The organism is Arthrobacter sp. SO5 (genome assembly GCF_020532805.1).
Taxonomy (GTDB): Bacteria; Actinomycetota; Actinomycetes; order Actinomycetales; family Micrococcaceae; genus Arthrobacter.
Map to the genome: position 1 here is coordinate 14,846 of NZ_MQTQ01000104.1, position 19,510 is coordinate 34,355.

Consider the following 19,510-nt stretch of genomic DNA (forward strand, 5'->3'; position numbering starts at 1 on the left):
GCGTTTGAAGGCGCGCATCCGCTTGGCCGCCCAGCCCTTCTCGGTCATGACGGCAGCGACCGTCCCCACGGAAATTTCCACACCCGTGGCGGCGAGTTTGGTGTGGACCATGCGGTGGCCAAAGATCCCGTCGGAGGAATCAAACATCGCCTTGACCGGTCCGGTCAGCTCCCGGCGCCGGGCAGCGGTCGGTGATTCCTCGTGGTCCAGCCAGCGGTAATACGAGGCCCGTGGAATGCCCAGCCGGGCGCACATCCAGGGACAGCGTTTACTGGATCAGCGAGTGACCCCGAAGCCGGCCCCGCCTACCGACTGGCCAGGCTCAGCCAGCTCATGATCAGCTCCGGATCAGTGCCATGTCATGCCGTTCCTCCGCATTCCTGCATGAACAGGTATCAGAGCGGAATTCCGGACCGCCCCAAACCCTGAGTCGATCTCAAGAATAATCAACAAGTCATGTTGCAGGCGACCCTAGCCACTATGAATTAGTGAACGCGTAACCCAAGGGAAAGGACGAACAGGACGAATCTCCAGAAGAGACCCCGCGAGGATGCACCCGGCCTGCCGTAACCAGCCGCTCCCCCACACAACCGAATAGGCCGTTTCCGGGACCCCACACACCCGGGACCTCAGCCCCTGTCCGCATGGCGCGGCAGGCCTTAGGGTCGTCGCAGGAGGTCTAATCATGACGGATGGCTGGTACGGGAACGGCTGAGATGTCGGGGCGTGGGTGGCCATGGCCGTGCTGAGGCTGATTTTCTGGGGCGGGGTGGTCACTGTCGTTCTGCTCCTGGTCCGGCGCAGCCATCCTGGTGAGGGACCGGCCGCTCCGCGGCCGCTGCATCTCGACGCCGAGCGTATTCTCAACGAGCGCTTCGCCCGCGGGGAAATCGACGAGCAGGAGTTCACAGAACGGCGCACGGCACTCAGGCGGCAGGAATGAAGACCCTTTCCCGCCGCGGGCAGGTCATCCTCGGGATCGCAGCCGTGATCCTTCTGACTGCGCTCTCGCTCATAGCGGTGGTCGTCGTGGGCAATCTTGTGAATCCCGGGGGCATCGGTTTTGTGTCCCGAGCCCGGTGTGCGGTTCCGAATCTTCCCGGGCCGGTCGTCAGCGTTTCACTGACCAACATGGGCGGCCCCATGATGGGCCCGCGCAACGGCATGATGGGCGGCGCCATGCGAATGACGGCAGACCGAAGTACGGTGCCGCACGGCACGGTGTCCTTCCTGGCCACCAACGGGGGCACCATCAGCCACGAACTGGTCATCCTTCCCCTTCCTGAAGACCAGATCCCCGGAACCCGTCCGACCGGCGGTGACGCCAAAATCGATGAGGCCGGCAGTCTCGGAGAAACGTCCAACACCTGCGCCGAGGGCGCGGGGCAAGGAATCCTTCCCGGCGCGTCAGGCTGGGTCACTGTCACGCTGCCGCCATGGCGCTATGAACTGGCCTGCAACCTCCCGGGCCACTACGCCGCAGGCATGTACGCCCAGCTCACGGTCACCTAGCCCCAATCGGGGAGTTCAGGACGTAGCAAATACAGTCGCTGCCCGGGGGGTCATGCGACGGCAGCGGCTAAGCCCTTTTTCGTTTCATTGGGTGTGGATCCCGCGGTCGACTGGAATCGCAGGATTCACCGTAGACAGGGTTTCACCCGGCACCCGTGTCGGCGCATTGTCTGAGGGGGACCTCATGCCCGGATCCCACTTGCCACGTATACCCCCTATGGGTATGTTAAGGGTGTTGTCAGTTAAGTCGTATGTCCAGGCTCCGCGGAATGCCGCGGGCCGTCACAGCCGTTCAACCCCAGCGCCCCATCACTCCTTCTCGTAAAGGGAATAGGCTGACGTATGCGGAACAAACACCCGGACCGAACTTCCCCTCACCCCCCGGAGCAGTCCGGCTGCGGCTGCTGCCCGACGGGGGCCCGAACACTGGCGCCGCTCGCGGCCGGCGGGCCCGTCCACTCGCTTGAGGGACTCACCTGCGGGCACTGCGTCCAGACCGTTGAAACAGCCGTCGCCTCCGCGGACGGGGTGGAATCCGCGACCGTCGAGCTCGTCGCCGGGGGAACGTCCTGCCTGACGGTCGCCGGGACCGCCAGGCGGGATGCGGTCCCGGACGCCGTAACCGGCGCCGCATACAGATTCACGCCCGGCCAGTAATCCCTGCGGCGCAGCCGTGGCGGGCACACACCCAGGGCCGCCCGGCACCGGCAAAATTTCCAAGGAGCACAACAATGGACCATAACGGACCTATCGCCCGGCAGAACCCGCCAAGCGCTCCGCACAGCGGGTCCCCCGTCGCGCAGGCACATAATGCCCACGCCGGCCATCCCCACGGCATGGACGCCGAGCACATGGTGCACACCCAGGGCCAGCACGCTGGACACAGCGTCGCGATGTTCAAGAAGAGGTTCTGGGTGACGCTGGCCCTGTCCGTGCCCGTGGTGTTCTTCAGCCCCATGTTCGGAGGTCTGCTGGGCTACACACCCCCGGTATTCCCCGGTTCGGTCTGGATCCCGCCGGTGCTGGGCACAGTGATCTTCTTCTACGGCGGGCAGCCCTTCCTCAAGGGTGGCCTGGAGGAGCTGAAGAGCCGGAAACCGGCCATGATGCTGCTGATCGCCATGGCCATCAGTGTCGCTTTCATCGCCTCCTGGGTGACCAGCCTCGGGATCGGCGATTTTGACCTGGACTTCTGGTGGGAACTGGCCCTGTTGGTCGCGATCATGCTGCTGGGGCACTGGATGGAGATGCGCGCCCTCGGCTCCGCACGGGGTGCGCTCGACGCTCTCGCCGCACTGTTGCCCGACGAGGCGGACCGGATCACCGCCGAGGGCACGGAAACCGTCAAAGTCAGCGAACTCGCCGCAGGGGACACCGTTCTGGTCCGCTCCGGAGCCCGAATGCCAGCCGACGGCACCATCGTCGACGGCCAAGCCGAGTTTGACGAGTCGATGATCACCGGCGAATCCAGGACCGTCCTCCGCTCACCCGGGGATAAGGTCGTCGCCGGGACGGTCGCCACAGACAACACCGTCCGCGTGCAGGTCACCGCGGTCGGGGATGACACCGCCCTGGCCGGGATCCAGCGGCTGGTCGCAGAGGCGCAGGCCTCCTCCTCGAAGGCCCAGGCCCTGGCCGACCGGGCCGCCGCGTTTCTGTTCTACTTCGCCGCCGGCGCCGGCGTCATCACGTTCATCGTCTGGTCGCTGCTGGGCAGCATTCCCGACGCCGTCACCCGTACCGTCACCGTGCTCGTGATCGCCTGCCCCCATGCCCTGGGCCTTGCCATCCCCCTGGTCATCGCGATTTCCACCGAACAGGCCGCCCGGGCCGGTGTCCTGATCAAGAACCGGATGGCCCTGGAGCGCATGCGGACCGTCGACGTCGTACTCTTCGACAAGACCGGGACCCTCACCAAGGGCGAACCCGCGCTCAAGAACGTCGCAACTGCCGAGGGCGTGGACCCGAAGGAGCTCCTGGCGCTGGCAGCAGCCGTGGAAGCGGACAGCGAGCACCCGGTGGCACGGGCCATCGTCCGGGCCGCGCAAGAAAAGGACCTGCAGATTCCGGCAGCTACCGGATTTTCGTCCATGACCGGCCGCGGTGTCCGCGCTACGGTCGACGGCAAAACCATCCAGGTCGGCGGTCCGGCCCTGCTCCGCGACCTCAAAGCGGAAGAACCGCCGGCACTGGCCGCCGCCACCCGGGCGTGGATGGACCGCGGCGCCGCCGTCCTGCACATCATTGACGGGCACCGTATCCTCGGGGCCGTGAGCCTCGAGGACGCCGTCCGCACCGAATCCCGGCAGGCCGTCACGGCCCTGCAGGGCCGCGGCATCAAGGTCGCCATGATCACTGGCGACGCCCAACAGGTCGCCCGCGCCGTGGCCGAAGAACTCAACATCGATGAGGTGTTCGCCGAAGTCCTCCCGGCCGACAAGGACAAGAAAGTCGCCGAACTGCAGGCCCGCGGACTCAAGGTCGCCATGGTCGGCGACGGCGTCAACGACTCCCCCGCCCTGGCCCGGGCCGAAGTCGGCATCGCCATCGGCGCCGGCACCGACGTAGCAATGGAATCCGCCGGCGTCGTCCTGGCCGGCAACGACCCCCGGGCCGTCCTGTCCATGCTGGACCTGTCCCGGGCCAGCTACCGGAAAATGTGGCAAAACCTCATCTGGGCCACCGGCTACAACATCATCTCCGTCCCGCTGGCCGCCGGCGTGCTGGCCTTCGCCGGGATCGTCCTCTCACCCGCCGCCGGAGCCGTCCTCATGTCCATCTCCACCGTTGTCGTCGCCCTGAACGCCCAGCTCCTGCGCCGGCTCAAACTAAACCCGGCCCGGGTCCGCTGAACCCGCAGCCGCCCGGGACCGTCCCGGGCCGGCGCCCTTATTGCCATCCAGACCCCGCCGAAGGTTCACGGTCTGGATGGGGTAATTGACCCCGAGGTGGCCGCGCGGTTCGCGGCAACCCCCTGCTAGGTGACACCGGCCGTTGATGTTAGACATGTCCCAGGACCCATGTCTCTCAGGAGAAGAAGAACTGATGGTTGTAGCGCATTCAACGGGTGCAAGCCAGCAGGCCAGCAATGGCCGTACGGCGCGCCTGATGGACACCCTAAAGACACAGCTGTGGCCACTGCCTGCCCTCGCCGTGATCCTGGCCGTGGCCTTGGGTTTCGTCCTGCCGGCAATGGACGCCGCAGTGGATGATGAGCTTCCCGGCGGCGTCGCCGTTGTTCTCTTCAGCGGTGGCCCGGAAGCGGCCCGGTCCTTACTGCAGGCGATTTCAGGATCCCTGATCACCGTTACTTCCCTGACGTTTTCTCTCACAGTGGTGACGCTGCAACTGGCCAGCAGCCAGTTCTCTCCCCGGTTGCTGCGCACCTTCACAGCAGACCGGTTTGTGCATGCGACACTGGCCTTGTTCCTGGCGGCCTTCGCTTTCGCACTGACCGTCCTTCGCAGTGTGCGGACCGAAAGCAGCGGGGGGACATCCTTTGTCCCCGAAATTTCCGTCACCGTTGCCTTTGTGCTCGCGATAGCGAGCGTGATGGGTTTGGTTCTCTTTCTGGCCCACCTGACCCGGGAAATCCGTGTTGAAACGATGATGCGCAGAGTCAGTGCCGAAACCCGGGAGACCATTGACAGGGTCTTTCCTGAGGACCGCTCCGAAGCGGTGCCCGAGGAGTTCCCCGGCCAAGACAAAGGCACCCGAATCGTGCGTTCAAAATCTGGGTTCCTCACGTCCTTCGATGCCGGGGCCCTCGTGCAGGCAGCTGTGGACAACGGGGCACTAATCCGGGTTGACCGCGAACCCGGCAGCTCACTGGTCGACGGCGTTCCGTTCGCCACTGTCTGGCCGGTTAGCCCGGGTTCCCCTCTCACCGTCGAAGCGAGCAGCAAGCTGCAGGCAGCCGCCAACGCCGCCGTCACCACAGGGTTCGAACGGACCAATGTTCAGGACGTCGGCTTCGGTTTCCGCCAACTCGTGGACGTCGCCGCCCGTGCACTGTCGCCGGGGATCAACGACCCAACAACCGCTGTGCATGTCCTGGGCCATCTGTCCGCGCTGTTGTGCCGGCTAACCAACCGCCATCCGGGCCCCCTGCAGCTCACCGATGACGAGGGCAGAGTGCGAGTCGTCCTGGCCATGCCTGCACTAGGGGACCTGCTGGAGCTGGTCATGGCGCAGCCACGGCTGTACGGAATAGCGGACCCAGCCGTCGCCGAACGGCTCCTGGAACTGCTCCAAGAGCTCTCATGGTGCGACAGCCAAGGCCGGTACCGGGCGGAGATCCTGGAACAGGTTGCCCGGATGCGTGAAGCGCTCAACACCGGAACCTATGCGCCCGCGGACCGCCAACGCCTTCTGGCCCTAGCCCAAAGAACTGAAACCATGCACTCCGGCTGAGCAGTCCGCGCCAGTCCAGAGGCGGCGGCCCGGGTGAGTTCCAACGCCACACCGGGCCGCAGGAACAGTCATGGACGGATGAATAGACGTGTCGTTCCCGGCTCGGACCGGATCCGAGGCCGGAGCGGGAAGAGCCGGCCACAATTTGTCCGGCCGACTCACGGCCCGGACGTTGGTTCGTGCCCGCCGGTTTCCTCAGGTCCAGCCGAAGCCGGCGGCCTGCCGGCCGGACGCCGGCGTTGGGTTCTCAGCTGGAGAATGCGTACTGCCCCTGCGATCGCGACCAGAAGCCCGCCCGCTACTGCCGCAATGAACAACGCCATCCCCAGGGAAAGCTCGCCGGCCACGCCCAGATACTGCACGGTCACGCGATCCTGGTTCTGCAGGATGAAGATGATGAGCAAAACCAGAGGAACTGCCCGCACCGCTGCCGGCGCCGGCCGGCCTGACGTTCCTGGGCATGGAAGGAATGACCGACCCACCGCGGGCCGGGGTGGCCGAGGCCATCGCCAAGTGCCGGCGGGCCGGGATCAAAGTCATGATGATCACCGGGGACCATCCGGTGACCGCGACGGCCATCGCCGGCTCGGTCTGTCGACGGACAAGCCCGCACTCACCGGCGTCGAAATGGCGGGCCTGGATGACCACATGCTCACCGCACGTCTCGAGCAGGCTTCCGTCGCGGCACGGGTCTCTCCGGTAGAGAAGCTGCGGATCGTGCACGCCCTGCAGGCCGCCGGGAAGGTCGTGGCCGTCACTGGTGACGGCGTCAATGATGCCCCGGCGCTCAAAGCAGCCGCGATTGGCGTCGCGATGGGCAAATCCGGCACCGACGTGGCCCGGGAAGCCGCCGACGTCGTGCTGACCGATGACAATTTCGTGACCATCGTGCACGCCGTGGAAGAGGGCAGGGTCACTTTCGCTGCTATCCGAAAGACCACGTTCTTCCTGCTCTCTACGGGGGCAGCAGCACTGGTGGCCGTGACCTTGAGCGTCTTCGCCGGCACACCTTTGCTGTTCCTCCCCGTGCAGATGCTGTGGATGAACGTGGTCACCAACGGCGTCCAGGACATCGCGCTGGCCTTCGAACCGGCGGAGGGCGATGAACTCAGCCGCCCGCCGCGGCCCCCGTCTGACGGCATCCTCTCCCGCACCCTCTGGTTCCGGGCCGGAATCACCGGCGCCTGGATGGCCCTGGCCGTGATCCTGGGCTTCATCGTGGAGCTGCACAACGGTTACCCCGAAATCCATGCCCGAACCCTTGCGCTGACCATGTTCGTGATGCTCAGCTTTTTCCAGGTCTTCAGCTCCCGAGCCGAGAACAAATCCCTCTGCCAGCTCAGGCTGCTGGCCAACAAACCGCTCCTCTACACTTCCCTCGCCGCCCTCGCACTGCACTGGGCCGTTATGACCTGGCCCGTCACCGCAGGGCTGCTGGAACTCACGCCGCTGAACGCCTGGGAATGGCTCCTCTGCGCGGCCGTCGGCTCCACCGTGCTGATCATCGTCGAGGCAGAAAAAGCGGTCCGGCGCTGGGCACACCGCAACGACGCAACGGCGGCATAGCGGCAACCGCAACAAAAGTGTGGGCCAGGGCATGAACGATTGCCCTGCCCGGCAACGGCCCAGGCTAGCCGCCAGGCTGCCCGGCAGCGGATTTCAACGGGGCAGGTGGGGATGGCCGGGCGGGCGGAAAAGCCGTTCCGCAGGTGCCTCAGACCCTGAGGACAAAGCACCTCCTGGTTTCCCGAAAAGTGCCTTGGTCTTGGGTTCATGGCGAGCGTCAGTGGCCGGCGCCGAGTTTGCCGCCGAGGCGTTCGCGCATGAGGATGCTGGCTTCGTTGAGCCCGACAATCTTCACGTCCTTGCCGTGGTGGTGGTATTTCTCGGTGATGGCGTCCAGCGCGGCGATTGTGGAGGCGTCCCACAGGTGGGAGGCGTGCATATCGATGACCACGTCTTCGGGGTCCAGAGCGTATTCGAACTGGGTGTACAGGTCATTGGAGGAGGCGAAGAACAGTTCGCCGTCCACGACGTAGGTGGCTGTTTCGTGGCCGCCGATGGTCTTGACCGACCGTTCGACCGTGACGAAGTGCGCCACGCGCCGGGCGAACATCACCATGGCAACCAGGACGCCGACGCCGACGCCGATCGCGAGGTTGTGGGTGGCGACGGTGACGATGACGGTGGCGAGCATGACGATGGTTTCGCTCTTGGGCATCATTTTCAGCGTGCGGGGCTGGATGCTGTGCCAGTCGAAGGTCGCCACGGAAACGAAGATCATCACGGCCACGAGCGCGGCCATCGGGATCAACGAGACGATGCCGCCCATGACGACGACGAGGATGAGGAGGAAGATCCCGGCGAGGAAGGTGGAGATCCGGGTGCGGGCGCCGGAGGCTTTGACGTTGATCATGGTCTGGCCGATCATCGCGCAGCCGCCCATGCCGCCGAAGAAGCCGGTGACGATGTTCGCCACGCCCTGTCCCCAGGCCTCGCGGGTCTTGTGGGAGCGGGTGTCCGTGACGTCGTCGACGAGCTTGGCCGTCATGAGGGACTCGAGCAGCCCCACGAAGGCCATGGCAAGGGCGAAGGGGAAGATGACCTGCAGGGTTTCGAGGCTGAACGGTACGTTCGGGATGAACAGTGTCGGCAGGGAATCGGGCAGCTCGCCCTTGTCGCCCACGGTCGGAACCGCGGCACTGGCGAACACGGTGATCAGGGTCAGGACCACGATCGCGACGAGCGGGGCCGGGACAGCCTTGGTCAGCTTCGGCAGGCCGAAGACAATGACCAGGCCCAGTGCCACGAGCGGGTAGACCAGCCACGGGACACCGAGGAGCTCAGGGACCTGGGACATGAAGATCAGGATCGCCAGGGCGTTGACGAATCCCACCATGACCGAGCGCGGGATGAACCGCATGAGCTTCGCGACCCCGGCCAGGCCCAGGATGACCTGGAAGACTCCCGCGAGGATGACCGCGGCGACGAAGTAATCGACGCCGTGGGACTTCACCAGCGGGGCAATCACCAGGGCAATCGCACCGGTGGCGGCGGAGATCATGGCGGGGCGCCCGCCGACGAAGGCAATGGTGACGGCCATGGTGAAGGAGGCGAAGAGCCCGATCCGCGGGTCGACGCCGGCGATAATCGAGAAGGCGATGGCCTCGGGGATGAGGGCTAGGGCGACGACGAGGCCGGCGAGGACTTCGGTCTTGAGCCGGCGGGGTGACATCAGGGTGCCCCGCACGGATTGCAGCTGCTCGGGGGTGAACGCCGGGGGGTGTTCGGCCTTGGTGACGGCCATTGCTGGCTCCGTTCCTGGTCAAGAAGACGCGGGTTGGCGGCTTCGTTTTGCTAATGAATGAGGGGCGCAGCGCAGCGCAGCGCAGCGCCGGAAAGTGGGGGAATACTCTTGAAGGTCTCACCCCAATACCTAAACCCTACCCTAACGTGATGGTAGGGTTGAATTCCGAACAGGACGAAGGCCTCATGACCGCAAAAACCAGCTCCAGCACTATGCACATCGGTGAACTGGCGGAGCGGACAGGCCTGTCCCTACGCACTATCCGCCACTACGACGACGTCGGGCTCCTGCCCGCCACGGCACGCACCGACGGTGGCTTCCGCGTGTATACGGAGGATGATTTCGAACGCCTCATGGTCATCAAGCAGATGAAGCCCCTCGGTTTCTCGCTCGAGGAGATGGCTGAAATCCTTGCCCTCCTTGCCGCCCCGGGTGGCGCCGCCTCCGAGGGTGCCGGGACGCTGGCGGGGTTTTTGGAAAGGGCCGTCCATCAACGGGCCAAGATGGCACGGAACCTTGCCCAGGCCGACGAGTTCATCCAAAGTATTAGCGGCCGGCCCTGAACAGTCATGCGTGTGACTGAAGTTCCGGCACGCGCTCACCCTCGGGTTTGTCCTGGGGAACGACGAGCTTTTTCGGACCTCCTTCCGTCTCCTTCGAGTGAACGGGCTTCCGGTGCGGCCTGTGAGGGTGCGGCGCTGAAGAGAGCCTTGACCGCTCAGCACGACGGGCACAAACTGGCACTGGCCGATGCTGTGGGACAGAAGAAGTGAGAGGACAGCCGATTGGACGCTGCCGGTGCATTCCTGATCGTGGTCGGTGTCGATGGTTCCGAACAGTCGTTGGCGGCCCTTCGCTGGGCCGTGGACGAAGCGCGCATGCGCCAAAGGAGGGTCCGGGCCATCACTGCCTGGCACTATTTGCCGGTGCCGTCAACGGTGGAGGACAGCGGCAGTAACGACTCCTTTCACGCCGCTGAGCGTGTCCAGGCCGACGCGCTGAAAGCCGTCGCTGCTGAGAGTATGGACATCGAGGGAATGCTCGTTCGGGATTTCCCTGCGATGGCGTTACTGGAGGCAGCCAAAAGACGCGGGCCTGCTCATTGTGGGATCCCGGGGACGCGAAGGGTTCGCCGGGCTTCTGCTCGGATCAGTCTCCAGCCAGGTCGCCCACCATGTCCCCTGTCCCGTCCTGGTTGTGCGGCCCAGGAGCGCCACCTGATTCCTGTGCGCCCGAGCCTGTTCGGTTCCTGAATTCTGAGGCACGCAAGCACATGGGCGAATGCGGATGATACCGATGCTGACGCTCGCTTTCGCGGTGCTGCTGGTACTCGGTGTGCTCATCTCCGAACGGGCCAGCCGGACGGTGCTTTCGACCGCGGTGCTATTTCTTCTCGGCGGCTTCGTCCTGGGACACGGCGTGCTAGGCGTCGTCCCCATACAGCCCGGCGATCCTGTCGTCGGGGTTCTGGCCCAGCTGGCCCTGTTCTCGGTCCTGTATACGGACGGAATGAAAGTGGGCCTGTCGGACCTTCGTAGGGCGTGGCGTTTGCCCGGCCGGGCGCTGCTGCTCGGGCTGCCACTAACACTTCTTGTCACCGCGCTCCTGGCCCATTATTTGGTGGGTCTTCCCTGGCTTCAGTGCTTCCTGCTCGGTGCGGTGCTGGCACCGACCGACCCGGTATTCGCGGCCGCCATCGTGGGGCGCAAGGAAGTTCCCGGGCGGTTACGCCACCTACTCAACGTCGAGTCAGGACTCAACGACGGGCTGGCCCTGCCCGTGGTCCTCGTACTGTTGGCCCTCGGCGGCGGAACGGACGCCGGCATCGGCGTTCTGGCCGAAGAAATCGCCCTGGGCCTGCTGATCGGTGTCCTGGTCCCGCTGATCGTCATCTGGCTGGAGCGCCTTCCCTTCTTGATGGCAACGAAGGGACTGCAACCGCTGGTGGCGGTCTCCATCGGCCTGCTGGTCCTTGCCATCTGCCTGGTGACGGGAGCGAACCTCTTCCTCGCAGCGTTCGCGGCCGGCATCACGGTCGCCACCGCGGGCCCGGGCTTCCGGGAGGAATTCGAACAGTTCGGGGAACTGGTGTCCGAACTGCTGAAGCTGGCAGCCATCCTGGTGTTTGGTGCGCTGATCACTCCAACGTTCCTGTTCGGCGAGATCGCGTGGACAGGCTGGGTCTTCGCAGTTCTGGCGATCGTCGTGGCCCGGCCGTTGGCTCTGCTCGTTTCCTTCCTCGGCACACGGCTGCCGGCCAAGGAACAGCTCGCAGCGATGTGGTTCGGCCCGAAAGGGTTCGCCTCTGTCGTCTACGGGCTTCTCGTCCTCGAATCAGGCGTGGAACGCTCTGATGAGATTTTTCACCTCGTGGCGCTGGTCATTGTCCTGTCCATCCTTGCCCATTCCTCGACCGACGTCCTCGTCGCCAGACAATTCGACAGCCGCCCGCCACCGACCTCGCCGTAGTTTGCCGGCGGTTCACGCTTCAGCTGGCCTTGGGCCGGATGACCAGGACGGGACATGGCGCGTGGTTGATGACCTGGGTGCTGACCGAGCCCAGGTGCAAACCGGGAAATCCGCCATGCCCGCGGGAGCCAACGACGACAAGATCCGCATCCTTGGCAGCGTCGAGTATCGCTGACGCCGGTGAATCACTGTTTACGACCTGCCCGCTGGCGGCCACGCCCTCATCTGCAGCGGACTTCAGCGCCTCAGCCTGCAACGTCCCTGCGATGTGCTCCGGAGACTCCTCGGCGGCAATTTCACCCGCCGCCGTTTCCAGCACCGCCGGATACCACGCCATCGGCGGCTTGTTCCAGGCTGTGATCAGGCGGAGCTGCCCGTTGCGCTGTCGGGCCTCATCCATGGCCCAGCTCAGTGCCGTCTGGGAATGTTCGGAACCGTCAAAACCAACCACAATCACGAACGAACGGGTACTGGTCATTTGTCTTTTCTTTCTCTGGCCTCTAGGAGCATCCTAGACCTCACATGCCCGCGCCGTTCAGAGTCAGTGCTACGGTCGGCGCGGGCACTGGAGCCGGCCGTCACTGACATAGAGATTGGGCGCACCATATGAATTCGGGACCTCCGACGCCGAAGGCGGCGTTCCATCCCAAGACAGCCGCGCGCCGGGACAAGGGACGGGGTAAGCTCCGCCTGCATGATGCGGTCGCGATGGCGGTCGGGGGCATGATCGGCGGGGGCATCTTCAGCGTCCTGGGTGTCACCGTCGCGATTGCCGGACATCTGGCCGTCGGAAGCTTTATCATCGGAGGGGCCATCGCGATGGTGACCGCGCATTCCTTCGCGGCGCTCTCGGCCCGGGCCGGACGCTCCGGCGGCCTCTTCGTCTACTTGCATAATGCCGGGTACCCGCGCGCCGGCTCCTACATCTCCTGGGTGCTGATGTTCGGATATCTGATCGCCTTGGCAGTCTATGGGTTCACCTTCGGCCACTATGCTGCAAATGCTTTTGGTCTGCCGGGGGCATTTGCGAACGGTTTCGCGGTCCTGATCCTGCTGGTGTTTCTGGGGATCAACCTGCGCGGAGTGGGCGCCTCCGCGCTGTCGGAGGACCTTGTGGTCCTGATCAAGGTCGCGGTTCTTGCCCTGATTTCCGCCATCGGGTTCGCGCACTTCTCCCCGGAGAGGCTTGCTCCGTTGGATGACAAAGGCCTGGCCGGTGTCATTGTGGCATCGGCATCAATCTTCGTCGCCTACGAGGGGTTCGAGCTGCTCTCCTACGATTACGATGACCTCGTCAGGCCGCGCCGGACGCTGCCACGGGCACTCTACCTCTCGGTCGCGCTCGTCACGCTGGTCTACGTCACCGTAACGATCGGCTCCCAAATGCTGGTCAGCGACAGCGTCATTGTCGCCCAGAAGGAAGTGGCCTTCGCAGCGGCCGGGCAGGCGGCCTTGGGAACGGCCGGGTATTGGATCGCAAGCCTCGGGGCGCTGCTGGCGGCGAGCTCCGCAATCAACGCCACCCTGTTCTCCACGGCGCGCCAGATGCACGAGATTGCGCTGGCCAACGAGCTGCCGACGGTGTTCGCAAGAACCCGGGCCGGCCTGCCCGTCACCGCGCTGGTCTTCCTGGCGGTGTTCGGCGCCGCCTTCGCGATGCTGCCGGACATCACGGCCCTCCTGACCTTCGGATCGGCGGTCTTCCTGGCCGTCTTCGGAGCCACGAACCTGCTCGCCGCCCGGGTCCTGCCCGGGTTCTGGCCCCGGGTGGTCAGCGGCGCCGGGTTTCTGGCCTGTCTCGGCGCTCTGGTCGTTCTGGTGATCCAACTCATCCTCCACGACCAGGCCACCCTGCTGCTCATCGGCGCATCACTGGCGTCCGTCTCCATCCTGCGAACCGCCTTCGTCTGGCACCGCAAACGTGACCCGGCAAGCGGCGCGGAGTGAACCAACCCAACGCCTGCAGACAGCTCACGGCCCGCGTCGGGCAAGACCGACCCGTGGGACCTCAGGATCCCTCTTGCAGCGGTACCTGCTCCGATAGTTGCGCGTCCCGTTCCGGGCCAGCCTGTCCGGCCCGGCCAGCGGTCTTCGCACGATCGGCACCGGTGTCCAGACGGGACTGCAGGGCCCGGAGCGCCGACGGGCCTGAATCGGTTCAGAAGACGCGATCGACGTGGGTGCCGCAGTCGGCGAACTGGTCGAGGGCGACGAACGGCCCGCCGCGCCTGTCGCTCCTCGTCTTCGGGATCCTGCGAACATCATGGTGGCGGGTACCTCCTCTTCTAACGTCCCATGGAGATAGGAACAGCGGCCGGCATGACCAACCGACAGGATGGCTTCCAGGAAGTGAGCACAGACCAAAACCGGCCCAACGGAGCCGACCCCAACGTCCGCATTTTCCCCGGCCACGAGGTGCTCGACTGGCTGGCGGCAGGCAGCTGATAGCCGTGATTGTGACAACCCGACGTAAGAAGGGCCAGACGCAGGCGTCGCCTGTGCGGTAACCCGCGGTGAGAGAGCTCATTCTCCATCTGGTGCAGCTAAGGCAGCCGGTTCCCCATCGCGATCCTCTGGTGCGGTTTCTGCGGTGTGGGCGATCTCGGGCCGCTGCGTCTGAACTGCCGGGAACTTCGGATCCGCGGCCACGCAACGGTCGGCTCAGGGGCGGAATGCAAAGTGTAATATTGGGCATCGGTATCCTGCACGCCGTCAGACGCACCTTTCTGTGCACACCTGCCGCACTTTTCCACATTTTGTGCGACTTGGAACGGGGTTGGTATGGCACGTCCGCTGATCGCAACAAAGCTGTTCCTCCCAAAAGTGCGACCGCGTGTCGTGACGCGCACCCGGCTCTTGGATCGCCTGCGTCGGGGAGCTGAATCGCGATTGACGCTAGTTTCTGCTCCCGCCGGGTTCGGTAAGACAACGCTTCTTGCCGAATGGCTGGGCGGAATGCAGGAAGACGACCGCCGTATTGCTTGGGTGTCGCTCGACGCTGCCGATAGTGACCCTGCGTCTTTTTGGACCTATGTTGTGTCCGCGTTGCAAACAGCCGTGCCTGGTGTCGGGTCATCTGCCATGGACCTCATTACTCCTTCAGACGGCTCGACCGAGTCCGCTCTGACCATGGTGCTGAACGATCTGTCCATGGCGGCGGCTGATGTCTGGTTGGTGCTCGATGACTACCACCTCGTTGACAGCCACGAGGTCACCAAGGGGATGGTCTTCCTACTGGAACACCTGCCTTCCCGCGTCCATGTCGTGGTCAGCACGCGCGCGGACCCCGAGCTGCCACTGTCCCGTTGGCGGGTGCGCGGAGAACTGATCGAGCTCCGCGCAGCCGAGCTGCGTTTTACGCCTGAGGAGGCTTCTGCTTACCTCGCCGAGGTGGCAGGACTGGACCTTTCCGCCGTAGATGTCGCGGCGTTGGAGCAGCGTACTGAAGGGTGGGCAGCAGCGCTGCAGCTGGCAGCGCTCTCGCTCCAGGGCCGCGAGGACGTTTCCGGTTTCATTGCCGGGTTCGCCGGGAATGACCGGTACGTCGTCGACTATCTGGTCGAAGAGGTACTCGAGCATCAACCCGGTCCCGTTCGCACCTTCCTGATGCTCACAGCCGTACTCGACCGTTTCGGCGGGCCGCTCTGCGATGCAGTGACGGGTCGCGCTGACGGGACGGAGATGCTCACAGCACTGGAGCGGGCCAACCTCTTTATCGTCCCGTTGGATGACCGGCGGCAATGGTACCGCTATCACCAACTCTTCGCGGACGTGCTGCGGGCGCGTCTGCTCAACGAACAGCCTGAATTACTGCCGTTGCTGCATCAGCGCGCCAGCGCTTGGTGTGAGCGAAACGACCTCATGGAAGAAGCGGTCAGGCATGCCTTGGAAGCCCGTGACTTTAGCCGAGCGGCACGCCTGGTGGAGTTGGCTGTGCCGATGATCCGGCGAAACCGGCAGGAGGCAGTTTTGTTCGGCTGGCTGAAGGCGCTGCCCGCCGACGCAGTCCGGTGCTTAGCGTCTTCTTCGGATTCATGCTCATGGTCTCCGGTGACCTCCACGGGGTGGAGTCGCGCTTTGAGGATGCGGAACGTGCCTTGGCCGGGGTACCGTCTGGGGCAGTTGCGCCTTGGGCCGTCACTGAGGAGCTCCGGACGCTGCCTGCAACTATCGCCGTCTACCGCGCCTCCCTTGCGCAGGCGCGAGGTGATGCGGCCGGAACGTCCGAGCACGCTCGACACGCCCTTGCCCTGGCCGGCCCCGGCGATCATCTTGCCCGAGGCGCTGCTGCGGGGTTTCTGGGGCTGGCCGCGTGGGCGAAAGGGGAGTTGTCGTCCGCGCTGGATTCGTTCACGCAGGCCGTGGCGAGTCTGCATGCATCCGGAAACCTCGTTGACGCGCTCGGCAGCACCGTCGTGCTCGCTGACATGTGGCTCGTGGCCGGCCGGCCTGGCAGGGCGCGGCGGCTCTACCAGGATGCGTTGCGGTTGGCCGAATCCGAGGGGGCGTCGGTCGCCCGGGCGGCGGCCGAGCTGCAGGTGGGGCTGGGTGGGCTTGACCTGGAAGTTGGAGACCTCGATGCCGCAACACGGCATGTCACGAGCGCTGGTGAGTTCTTCGAGCGGGCGCCGATGACCGAAAGCCGCTACCGGTGGTTTGTGGCGAGGGCGATGACGGCCCGCGCGGAGGGGAATCTGGACCAGGCGATCAGCCTGCTTGGCCAGGCCGAACGGCTCTATCTGCCAGGATTCTTTCCGGAGGTTCAGCCGATCGGGGCGATGAGAGCCCGGATCTGGATCGTCCAAGGCAAGACATCGGAAGCCGCCGGTTGGGCCGAGGCGCGAGGGGTGTCAGTCACGGATGAAGCGAGCTACTTGAGCGAGTTCGATCACCTCACGCTCGTGCGGCTGCTCATCGCGCAGCACCGGGAACATCCCGTCGGGAGCGCGCCCAGGCAAGCGGACCGCTTGTTAGCGCGGCTACTCGAGTCCGCTGAGACAGGCGGACGCGCCGGCAGCGTGGTGGAGATCCGCATGCTGCAGGCTCTATGCCAGGCCGTTCAAGGACATCGGGAGCAGGCCCGCGGGATGCTTGGCCTGGCATTCTCGGAGGCATCCGAACCCGGCGGGTACGCCGGGCTCTTCTTAGCCGAGGGGACGCCGATGATGGAGCTGCTGCGGGATGCCGCCGATCCTGGAGTGGCCGAGGACCACCCCCAGCGGCTGCTCACCCTGGCTTCGCGGCCCAAAGAGCACGTCCCTGTTCAGGGGTACCGGCTGGCCTCGTCGGCGGAAGAGAAGTTGAGCGGGCGCGAGCTGCAGGTGCTCCGGCTTCTCGATAGCGAGCTGAGTGGCCCGGAGATCGCCCAGGCGCTGTTCATCTCACCCAACACGCTCCGCACCCACACGAAGCACATTTTCGCGAAGCTTGCCGTCACCACGCGGCGGGCCGCGGTCCGCCAGGGGCGCGACCGGGGCCTCACATAACCGGCAAAGCCAAATCTCACCCTGTCACTCACATCATGGGGTGATGCCTGCTCACCCAGCCCGTCCCTAGGTTTGAATCATTCCCCGGCGCCCTGTCGCGGAAAACCCAGACCCAGGAGTCGAAGATGTCCATCACCACCACCAAACTCACCCGGGCGGCCGGTCTGTCTGCCGTCGCGGCTGGCCTGCTGTTCATCGGCGTCCAAAATCAACCACCCCCAACTCGATGCCGAGTTCGCCACCACCACCGAGTACGCGGTCCGGCAAAGCCTGAAGGTGCTCATGGCCGGGCTGTCGCTGGTCGGCATCACCGGGATGTACCTGCGCCAGGTGAAGGAAGCTGGCCTGTTGGGCCTGATCGGGTACCTCGTGTTCGGCGCCGGATATCTCCTAATGACGAGTGTTGAAGTGATCGGGGCCGTTGTGTTTTCGACTCTTGCCCGCACCGCACCCGGATATGTCAACGACGTCTTTGCCGTGTTTACGGGCGGGCACGCGAGCGGGGACATCGGGCTGATGCAAGTCCTCAACCTTGCCGCCGCGGCCACATTCCTGGGCGGCGGACTCCTGTTCGGGATCGGGCTCTTCCGCACCAAAGTCCTCGCCCGCTGGGCCGCGGTGCTGCTGGCCGCAGGTTCCGTGGCGACTCTGGCCATCCCCTTGCTGCCGCAGGTCAATGAAAGGCTGTTCGCAATACCAACCGGCGTCGCAATGATGGGTCTGGGATACTCGCTGTGGCGTGACCAGCGAGCCGGGGCGATTCGATCCCTGCCCCAGAACGCGGATTTTCCGCTCAACCCGGCCGGCGCGAAGTGACCCTGCACAACGCAGCACGGGCTGCCCGGCCGACGCGATCGACCGGGTGGGTGCCGTTCGCACTGGTCGCCCTCGTCCTGATCCCCGCTCTTGCCGGCTCATTGCGGCTTATCGCGCTGGCCGGCGGACCGTCGCTCATCCCCGAGAACGTCCGTATGACGGCCTCACCCATGCCCGTGGTCGCGCACATCGTTAGTGCGATCACCTACGCGGTCCTGGGCGCCTTCCAATTCTCGCCCCGGTTCCGACGCCGTTGGCCCGTCTGGCACCGGGCGGCCGGACGGGTCCTCATGGTCCTGGGACTGGCCGTTGCGTTCTCCGCGCTGTGGATGACGCAGTTTTATCCCCGGCAGCCCGGCACCGGGGAACTCGCCTACATATTCCGGCTGACCTTCGGTTCCGGCATGGCGGCCAGCATCATCCTCGGCTTCGCGGCCATCCGCCGCGCCGACGTCGTACTTCATCGGGCCTGGATGACACGTGCTTACGCGCTGGCTCTCGGCGCAGGCACCCAGGTCTTCACCCAGGGCATTGGTAACGCAGCCTTCGGCGTCAGCGAACTCACCACGGACCTCATGCTGGGCGCCGGATGGGCCCTGAATCTCGTTGCAGCGGAGCTCATCATTCGCGGCGGTGGCAACCGAACAGTCAGGACACCGGGCAAGGCCCGGATCTCATGACTGGTTCCCACGTACCCTACGGCTACCGGTTTCGGGTCGAGGGGCATCTCGGCGACCATTGGTCGGCCTGGTTCGATTGCCTATCCTTGGCCCGCGAAAATGACGGAACGACAAGCCTCAGCGGGCCCGTGACTGACCAAGCTGCCCTGCACGGGGTGCTGACAAAGATTCGTGACCTCGGCATCCTCCTTATTTCCTTGGAGCCCCTCGACGCAAAGGACCAAAGCGGCAGCGATTCCTGTGGAGCCATCTCTGGGGAAGGAGAAACACTTAGCTACGTCCGAGGCGACGTAGGTGATCATGCACCGTCGCACGAGAAATGATAGGTAGCCCAACGATGCCGGGCGTGAAATCAAGGTGGAGACGATCCAATCGGTTGCTGAGCAAAACGGGCAAGTTATGGACAGCGTTTACTGGATCAGCGAGTGAACCCGAAGCCGCCCCGCCAACCGACTGGCGAGGCTCAGCTAGCTCGTGGTTTGCTCCGGATTAGTGGCCATGTCATGCCGTTCCCACCGCATTCCTGCATGAACTGGTACCAGAGCGGAAGTTCCGGACCGGCCGCAAACCTTGGGTCGATCTCAAGAATAATCAGCAAGTCATGTTGTACGCGGCCCTGGCCACCATGAAGTGGTGAACGCGAAAACCAAAGGGAAAGGACGAACGAGGATGAACACCTAGAAGGGAACCCCACAGGGCGGTACCCGGTCCGCCGTAGGCAGCCGCTCCCCCATAACCGAATAGGACGCTTCCGGGACCCCACACACCCGGAACATCCGATCAGAGGCGAGAGTGTGGACACTGTCCACACGAAAAAAGCACTAAAA

Annotated in this window: 20 protein-coding genes and 1 pseudogene; 15 read left to right on the top strand and 6 right to left on the bottom strand. The window is 64.8% G+C overall.

Features of this window, described 5'->3' with window-relative positions; translation table 11 throughout:
• Positions 1–255 (bottom strand): IS3 family transposase (locus tag BJG92_RS17890; protein ID WP_232085323.1); only part of this gene is annotated, 255 nt, incomplete at its 3' end.
• Positions 256–736: 481 nt separating this feature from the next.
• On the opposite strand from BJG92_RS17890, the gene BJG92_RS17895 reads away from it, so the two are divergent.
• The 5 genes from BJG92_RS17895 (at position 737) to BJG92_RS17915 (ending at position 5,925) form a co-directional block, all read left to right on the top strand.
• Positions 737–943: an SHOCT domain-containing protein gene (locus BJG92_RS17895; protein WP_232085324.1), complete on the top strand. Its 207-nt coding sequence runs from the start codon at positions 737–739 to the stop codon at positions 941–943.
• Positions 940–1,512, top strand: a complete 573-nt coding sequence (locus BJG92_RS17900) for a sulfocyanin-like copper-binding protein (RefSeq protein ID WP_232085325.1) — start codon at positions 940–942, stop codon at positions 1,510–1,512. The genes BJG92_RS17895 and BJG92_RS17900 overlap by 4 nt, the downstream gene beginning before the upstream one ends.
• 342 nt (positions 1,513–1,854) lie before the next feature.
• A complete protein-coding gene (locus BJG92_RS17905) occupies positions 1,855–2,169 on the top strand; it encodes a heavy-metal-associated domain-containing protein (RefSeq protein ID WP_232085326.1) in 315 nt (104 codons plus the stop codon).
• 74 nt (positions 2,170–2,243) lie between these two features.
• The gene (locus BJG92_RS17910) at positions 2,244–4,364 is read left to right on the top strand and encodes a copper-translocating P-type ATPase (RefSeq protein ID WP_232085327.1); all 2,121 of its coding nucleotides are present in this window, start codon (positions 2,244–2,246) and stop codon (positions 4,362–4,364) included.
• Between the two features lie 193 nt (positions 4,365–4,557).
• Entirely contained in the window at positions 4,558–5,925 is a 1,368-nt protein-coding gene (locus BJG92_RS17915; RefSeq protein WP_232085328.1) for a DUF2254 domain-containing protein, read from the top strand.
• A 158-nt stretch (positions 5,926–6,083) separates the two neighbouring features.
• Here the strand turns inward: BJG92_RS17915 and BJG92_RS17920 are convergent, their stop codons facing one another.
• Positions 6,084–6,329 carry a lipopolysaccharide assembly LapA domain-containing protein gene (locus tag BJG92_RS17920; protein WP_232085329.1) on the bottom strand — a complete coding sequence of 82 codons (246 nt, stop codon included), beginning with the start codon at positions 6,327–6,329 and terminating at the stop codon, positions 6,084–6,086.
• A 65-nt stretch (positions 6,330–6,394) separates the two neighbouring features.
• Between BJG92_RS17920 and BJG92_RS18480 the strand changes: the two genes are divergently transcribed.
• Positions 6,395–6,628: a hypothetical protein gene (locus tag BJG92_RS18480; RefSeq protein WP_269462151.1), complete on the top strand. Its 234-nt coding sequence runs from the start codon at positions 6,395–6,397 to the stop codon at positions 6,626–6,628.
• A complete protein-coding gene (locus BJG92_RS18485; RefSeq protein WP_269462152.1) occupies positions 6,574–7,491 on the top strand; it encodes an HAD-IC family P-type ATPase in 918 nt (305 codons plus the stop codon). Before BJG92_RS18480 ends, BJG92_RS18485 begins: the two co-directional genes overlap by 55 nt.
• Before the next feature lie 217 nt (positions 7,492–7,708).
• On the opposite strand, the gene BJG92_RS17935 is transcribed toward BJG92_RS18485, so the two are convergent.
• Complete coding sequence (locus BJG92_RS17935; RefSeq protein WP_232085330.1) at positions 7,709–9,232, bottom strand: SulP family inorganic anion transporter; 1,524 nt, start codon at positions 9,230–9,232, stop codon at positions 7,709–7,711.
• 185 nt (positions 9,233–9,417) lie between these two features.
• Here BJG92_RS17935 and BJG92_RS17940 point away from each other — a divergent pair, with 185 nt between their 5' ends.
• The 3 genes and pseudogenes from BJG92_RS17940 (at position 9,418) to BJG92_RS17950 (ending at position 11,701) form a co-directional block, all read left to right on the top strand.
• Complete coding sequence (locus tag BJG92_RS17940; RefSeq protein ID WP_374199831.1) at positions 9,418–9,795, top strand: MerR family transcriptional regulator; 378 nt, start codon at positions 9,418–9,420, stop codon at positions 9,793–9,795.
• A 300-nt stretch (positions 9,796–10,095) separates the two neighbouring features.
• A pseudogene (locus BJG92_RS17945) lies at positions 10,096–10,453 on the top strand (universal stress protein).
• A gap of 75 nt (positions 10,454–10,528) precedes the next feature.
• On the top strand, positions 10,529–11,701 hold the full coding sequence (locus tag BJG92_RS17950; RefSeq protein WP_232085332.1) for a cation:proton antiporter: 1,173 nt from the start codon (positions 10,529–10,531) through the stop codon (positions 11,699–11,701).
• A 19-nt stretch (positions 11,702–11,720) separates the two neighbouring features.
• On the opposite strand, the gene BJG92_RS17955 is transcribed toward BJG92_RS17950, so the two are convergent.
• Positions 11,721–12,179: a universal stress protein gene (locus BJG92_RS17955; protein WP_232085333.1), complete on the bottom strand. Its 459-nt coding sequence runs from the start codon at positions 12,177–12,179 to the stop codon at positions 11,721–11,723.
• Positions 12,180–12,307: 128 nt separating this feature from the next.
• Here BJG92_RS17955 and BJG92_RS17960 point away from each other — a divergent pair, with 128 nt between their 5' ends.
• Together BJG92_RS17960 and BJG92_RS18490 are read left to right on the top strand one after the other, a co-directional pair.
• Positions 12,308–13,648 carry an APC family permease gene (locus tag BJG92_RS17960; protein ID WP_232085334.1) on the top strand — a complete coding sequence of 447 codons (1,341 nt, stop codon included), beginning with the start codon at positions 12,308–12,310 and terminating at the stop codon, positions 13,646–13,648.
• 372 nt (positions 13,649–14,020) lie between these two features.
• Positions 14,021–14,146, top strand: a complete 126-nt coding sequence (locus BJG92_RS18490; protein WP_269462153.1) for a hypothetical protein — start codon at positions 14,021–14,023, stop codon at positions 14,144–14,146.
• 786 nt (positions 14,147–14,932) lie between these two features.
• On the opposite strand, the gene BJG92_RS17965 is transcribed toward BJG92_RS18490, so the two are convergent.
• Positions 14,933–15,280 (bottom strand): hypothetical protein, encoded by a 348-nt coding sequence (locus BJG92_RS17965; protein ID WP_232085335.1) that lies wholly within the window; start codon positions 15,278–15,280, stop codon positions 14,933–14,935.
• 455 nt (positions 15,281–15,735) lie between these two features.
• On the opposite strand from BJG92_RS17965, the gene BJG92_RS17970 reads away from it, so the two are divergent.
• Positions 15,736–17,187: a LuxR C-terminal-related transcriptional regulator gene (locus tag BJG92_RS17970; protein WP_232085336.1), complete on the top strand. Its 1,452-nt coding sequence runs from the start codon at positions 15,736–15,738 to the stop codon at positions 17,185–17,187.
• A 77-nt stretch (positions 17,188–17,264) separates the two neighbouring features.
• On the opposite strand, the gene BJG92_RS17975 is transcribed toward BJG92_RS17970, so the two are convergent.
• The gene (locus BJG92_RS17975; RefSeq protein WP_232085337.1) at positions 17,265–17,471 is read right to left on the bottom strand and encodes a hypothetical protein; all 207 of its coding nucleotides are present in this window, start codon (positions 17,469–17,471) and stop codon (positions 17,265–17,267) included.
• On the opposite strand from BJG92_RS17975, the gene BJG92_RS17980 reads away from it, so the two are divergent.
• Positions 17,470–18,003 carry a hypothetical protein gene (locus BJG92_RS17980; protein ID WP_232085338.1) on the top strand — a complete coding sequence of 178 codons (534 nt, stop codon included), beginning with the start codon at positions 17,470–17,472 and terminating at the stop codon, positions 18,001–18,003. The two genes, BJG92_RS17975 and BJG92_RS17980, sit on opposite strands and share 2 nt — an antisense overlap.
• 50 nt (positions 18,004–18,053) lie before the next feature.
• Positions 18,054–18,683, top strand: coding sequence for a DUF2306 domain-containing protein (locus BJG92_RS17985; protein WP_232085339.1), 630 nt, complete (start codon positions 18,054–18,056; stop codon positions 18,681–18,683).
• Positions 18,684–19,510 lie beyond the last annotated feature (827 nt).

Bases quoted from the DNA above. Each gene is read 5' to 3' on its own strand.
- BJG92_RS17935 (WP_232085330.1), bottom strand. From the start codon at position 9,232: ATGGCCGTCACCAAGGCCGAACACCCCCCGGCGTTCACCCCCGAGCAG.
- BJG92_RS18480 (WP_269462151.1), top strand. From the start codon at position 6,395: ATGACCGACCCACCGCGGGCCGGGGTGGCCGAGGCCATCGCCAAGTGC.
- BJG92_RS18485 (WP_269462152.1), top strand. From the start codon at position 6,574: ATGCTCACCGCACGTCTCGAGCAGGCTTCCGTCGCGGCACGGGTCTCT.
- BJG92_RS17955 (WP_232085333.1), bottom strand. From the start codon at position 12,179: ATGACCAGTACCCGTTCGTTCGTGATTGTGGTTGGTTTTGACGGTTCC.
- BJG92_RS17950 (WP_232085332.1), top strand. From the start codon at position 10,529: ATGCTGACGCTCGCTTTCGCGGTGCTGCTGGTACTCGGTGTGCTCATC.
- BJG92_RS17900 (WP_232085325.1), top strand. From the start codon at position 940: ATGAAGACCCTTTCCCGCCGCGGGCAGGTCATCCTCGGGATCGCAGCC.
- BJG92_RS18490 (WP_269462153.1), top strand. From the start codon at position 14,021: ATGACCAACCGACAGGATGGCTTCCAGGAAGTGAGCACAGACCAAAAC.
- BJG92_RS17960 (WP_232085334.1), top strand. From the start codon at position 12,308: ATGAATTCGGGACCTCCGACGCCGAAGGCGGCGTTCCATCCCAAGACA.
- BJG92_RS17910 (WP_232085327.1), top strand. From the start codon at position 2,244: ATGGACCATAACGGACCTATCGCCCGGCAGAACCCGCCAAGCGCTCCG.
- BJG92_RS17915 (WP_232085328.1), top strand. From the start codon at position 4,558: ATGGTTGTAGCGCATTCAACGGGTGCAAGCCAGCAGGCCAGCAATGGC.
- BJG92_RS17965 (WP_232085335.1), bottom strand. From the start codon at position 15,280: ATGCTCGAGTACCTCTTCGACCAGATAGTCGACGACGTACCGGTCATT.
- BJG92_RS17905 (WP_232085326.1), top strand. From the start codon at position 1,855: ATGCGGAACAAACACCCGGACCGAACTTCCCCTCACCCCCCGGAGCAG.
- BJG92_RS17970 (WP_232085336.1), top strand. From the start codon at position 15,736: ATGCTCATGGTCTCCGGTGACCTCCACGGGGTGGAGTCGCGCTTTGAG.
- BJG92_RS17980 (WP_232085338.1), top strand. From the start codon at position 17,470: ATGGCCGGGCTGTCGCTGGTCGGCATCACCGGGATGTACCTGCGCCAG.
- BJG92_RS17940 (WP_374199831.1), top strand. From the start codon at position 9,418: ATGACCGCAAAAACCAGCTCCAGCACTATGCACATCGGTGAACTGGCG.
- BJG92_RS17895 (WP_232085324.1), top strand. From the start codon at position 737: ATGGCCGTGCTGAGGCTGATTTTCTGGGGCGGGGTGGTCACTGTCGTT.
- BJG92_RS17975 (WP_232085337.1), bottom strand. From the start codon at position 17,471: ATGAGCACCTTCAGGCTTTGCCGGACCGCGTACTCGGTGGTGGTGGCG.